This is a genomic window from Deinococcus pimensis DSM 21231, assembly GCF_000519345.1.
GTDB classification, from domain to species: Bacteria; Deinococcota; Deinococci; order Deinococcales; family Deinococcaceae; genus Deinococcus_A; species Deinococcus_A pimensis.
In genome coordinates this window covers 69,517-73,102 of sequence record NZ_KI912647.1, presented here as the reverse complement: position 1 = coordinate 73,102, position 3,586 = coordinate 69,517, and the positions used below count along the sequence as shown (strand labels likewise).

4 protein-coding genes are annotated in these 3,586 nt (G+C 72.7%); 3 read left to right on the top strand and 1 reads right to left on the bottom strand.

The window, feature by feature from the left end; translation table 11 throughout:
• Nucleotides 1–61: 61 nt before the first annotated feature.
• The 3 genes from DEIPI_RS0113155 to DEIPI_RS0113145 all read left to right on the top strand — a co-directional run bounded on the left by DEIPI_RS0113155 (nucleotide 62) and on the right by DEIPI_RS0113145 (nucleotide 2,874).
• Nucleotides 62–1,687 (top strand): alpha-amylase family glycosyl hydrolase, encoded by a 1,626-nt coding sequence (locus DEIPI_RS0113155; RefSeq protein WP_027482065.1) that lies wholly within the window; start codon nucleotides 62–64, stop codon nucleotides 1,685–1,687.
• Nucleotides 1,688–1,781: 94 nt separating this feature from the next.
• Entirely contained in the window at nucleotides 1,782–2,348 is a 567-nt protein-coding gene (locus DEIPI_RS0113150; RefSeq protein ID WP_027482064.1) for a helix-turn-helix domain-containing protein, read from the top strand.
• 4 nt (nucleotides 2,349–2,352) lie between these two features.
• Entirely contained in the window at nucleotides 2,353–2,874 is a 522-nt protein-coding gene (locus tag DEIPI_RS0113145) for a GNAT family N-acetyltransferase (protein ID WP_027482063.1), read from the top strand.
• Here DEIPI_RS0113145 and DEIPI_RS30955 read toward each other — a convergent pair.
• A partial coding sequence (locus DEIPI_RS30955; RefSeq protein ID WP_045234280.1) for a ComEC/Rec2 family competence protein occupies nucleotides 2,871–3,586 on the bottom strand: 716 nt, incomplete at its 5' end. The two genes, DEIPI_RS0113145 and DEIPI_RS30955, sit on opposite strands and share 4 nt — an antisense overlap.

Below are 3,586 nucleotides of genomic sequence, written 5' to 3'. Positions count from 1 at the left end.
TCACGGTGCGGCTCGGCGCGGACACGCCCGCGCGGTAGCGGGGGAGCCTTAGACTGCCCGCATGGACCTCCAGTGGTGGCAGAAAGGCGTCGTCTACCAGATCTACCCCCGAAGCTTCCAGGACACGAACGGCGACGGCGTCGGCGACCTGCCGGGCGTGACGCGCCGCCTCGACTACCTCGCGTCGCTCGGGGTGGACGCCGTGTGGCTCTCCCCGATCTTCACGTCCCCCATGAAGGACTTCGGGTACGACGTCGCCGACTACGAGGACGTCGATCCGCTGTTCGGGAGTCTCGCGGACTTCGACGAGCTCCTCGCGGGCGCGCACGCGCGCGGCCTGAAGGTGATGCTCGACCTCGTCCCGAACCACTCCAGCGACCGCCACAGGTGGTTCCTGGAGTCGCGCGCCAGCCGTGACAACCCGAAACGTGACTGGTACGTCTGGCGCGACCCGGCCCCGGACGGTGGCCCGCCGAACAACTGGCGCTCGTTCTTCGGGGGTGGCGCGTGGACGTTCGACGAGACGACCGGCCAGTACTACCTGCACCAGTTCCTGCCGGAGCAGCCCGAGCTGAACTGGGCGAACCCGGAGGTGCGCGCGGCGCTGCTCGGCGCGATGCGCTTCTGGCTCACGCGTGGCGTGGACGGCTTCCGGGTGGACGTCATCTGGCTGCTCGGGAAGCACGGGGAGTTCCCGGACGAGCCGGAGAACCCCGACTGGCGCGAGGGCCACATGGAGCACGGACGTCTGCTGCACGTGCACACGCAGGACCTGCCGGAGACGCACGGGTACATCCGCGAGATGCGCGCGGTCCTCGACGAGTTCAGCCGTCCGGGCTTCGAGCGGATGATGGTCGGCGAGATCTACCTGCCCCTGGAGAAGCTCGTGACGTACTACGGGAAGGGCGACGAGTGCCACCTGCCCTTCAACTTCCTGCTGCTCACGATGCAGGACTTCTCGGCGGGCGCGGTGCGTGACCTCGCCGACCGGTACGACGCCGCGTGCCGCGAGTACGACGGCTGGCCGAACTGGGTCCTGGGCAACCACGACCAGCACCGCTTCCGCACGAAGTTCGGCGTGGAGCGGTACCGGGCGGCGCAGACGCTGCTGCTCACGCTGCGCGGAACGCCCACGGTGTACTACGGCGACGAGATCGGCATGGAGAACGTCGCGATCCCGCCCGGGCGGGCGCAGGACCCCAGCGGGCTGCGGCAGAAGGACAACCCGGAGGCGTCGCGCGATCCGGAGCGCACGCCCATGCAGTGGGACGCGGGAGCGTTCGCGGGCTTCAGCACGGTGGAGCCGTGGCTGCCGCTCGGCGAGCACGCCTCGGTGAACGTGGAGGCGCAGGAGGCCGACCCGCGCTCCGACCTGAACTACTTCCGCGCGCTGACGCTGCTGCGCCGTCAGCTGCCCGAACTGCACGGTGGGGAGTACGTCTCGCTGGACGCCGGGCACGAGGACGTGTTCGCGTTCGTGCGCTCGCACGCCGGGCAGCGGGTGCTGGTGCTGCTGAACTTCGGCGCGGGCGACCTCACCCTCGACCTGTCGGGGCACGCGAGCCGGGCGTCCGCGCACGCGGAGCGCGCGCACGTGCTGCTGTCGTCCACCTGGCGCGAGGGACACGAGGAGCTCGGCGGCGTGCGGCTCGGCGGGTACGAGGCGCTGCTGCTGCGCCTGCCGTAGGAGACCGATCGGGAACGTCGGTGGCGTGGGTCGTGCTCAAAGCGCGGCCCACGCCTCTCTTGCATCATCGACCTTGATCTCGCATGATGGACATATGACTACTATCGTGGACGAGGCGGGGGCACGCATCGCCCGACGCGTCCGCCTGGAACGCGACGCGCGCGGCTGGTCCCAGGCGGACCTCGCCGCGCGCTCCGGCGTCTCGAAGGCCACCGTCAGCAAGATCGAACGCGAGGAGATGAGCCCCACCGCCGTCACGCTCGTCCGCCTCGCGGGCGCCTTCGACCTCACCCTCGCCGGACTGCTCCTGCGCGCCGAGGACGACGGCGGCCGCCTCGTCCGCGCCACCGACCAGCCCTCCTGGCGCGACCCCGACACGGGCTACGTCCGCACGCAGGTCTTCGCCCGGCCCGACCACCCCGTCGAGATCGTCCGCGTCGAACTTCCCGCGCGGCGGCACGTCACGCTGCCCGCGTCCTCCTACGCGAACATCCGGCAGGTGATCTGGGTCCAGGACGGCGAGCTCACCGTCACCGAGGGCGACGGATCCTCCCGCCTGCACGCCGGGGACTGCCTCGCGTTCGGCGCCCCGTCCGACGTGACGCTCGCCAACGACACCGCTCGCCCCTGCACGTACCTCGTGCTGCTCGCCCGCAGGTGACCTCATGACCGACACCGCCGTCCGCGTCCAGCCCCTGCTGCCCACGCCCGAGGTCCTCGACGCCCTCGCCGACCTGCTCGTCCGCGTCGTCGCGGACGGCGGGTCCGTCAGCTTCATGCACCCCCTCCCGCACGGCGACGCCCGCGCCTTCTGGGCCGCCTCCCTCGCCCACGCCGAACGCGGCGGACGCGTCGTGTACGGTGCGTGGGACGACGGTCTGCTCGTCGGGACCGTCACCCTGCTCCTCGACTTCCCCCCGAACCAGCCGCACCGCGCCGAGATCGCCAAGATGATGACCCGCCCCGGGCACCGCGGGCGCGGCGTCGCCACGACCCTCCTGCGCGCCGCCGAGGACACCGCCCGCGCGCGCGGCAGAACGCTCCTCGTCCTCGACACCGCCACCGACGGCGGCGCGTCCGGCCTCTACGAGCGCCTCGGCTACACCTTCGCGGGAGAGATCCCCGACTTCGCGCTCAAACCGCACGGCGGCCTCACCGGCACCCGCCTGTACTACAAGCGGATCTAGGGCACCGGGAAGCGCAGCGCGCCCGACTCGTCCGTGCGCCACACCCGTGCGCCCGCCGCCCGCAGGCGATCCAGCACCTCCGGGTTCGGGTGCCCGTACGTGTTGCGGCCCACCGACACCACCGCGTCGCGCGGCCTCGTCCCCCGCAGCAGCGCCTCTCCCGTGGAGAAGCGCGACCCGTGATGCCCGACCTTGAGGAGGTCCACGCGGCCCGCCCCCAGCGCGCCCTCCAGCGTGGCGGGCAGATCGGCGCTCAGGAGGGCCCGCCACGTGCCCCCGCCACGCCGCGAGGCGTCCACGCGCAGCACCACGCTGTTCTCGTTGTCCTCCTCCCGCAGGGGGCCGGGGGGCGGCCACAGCACCCGCACGACCACGCCCGGCGCGTCCGCGCGGTCCCCGCGCCGCACCTCCCGCACCCGCACGCCCCGCTCGCGCGCCGCGACGAGCAGGGGCCCCAGCGGCCCGTTCCCCTCGGCGCGCGCCAGCCACAGCTCACCGACCGGCACGAGCCGCAGCACGCTCGCGAGGCCCTCCACGTGATCGAGGTCCGGGTGCGTCGCGACCACCACGTCCAGATCGAAGACGCCCAGCGCGCGCAGCGCGGGCACCACCGTTCCCGCGCCCACGTCGAAGTCACCGCGCGGCGTGCCGCCTCCGTCCACCAGCGCCGTGAACCGCCCGACCCGCACGAGCGTCGCGTCGCCCTGCCCCA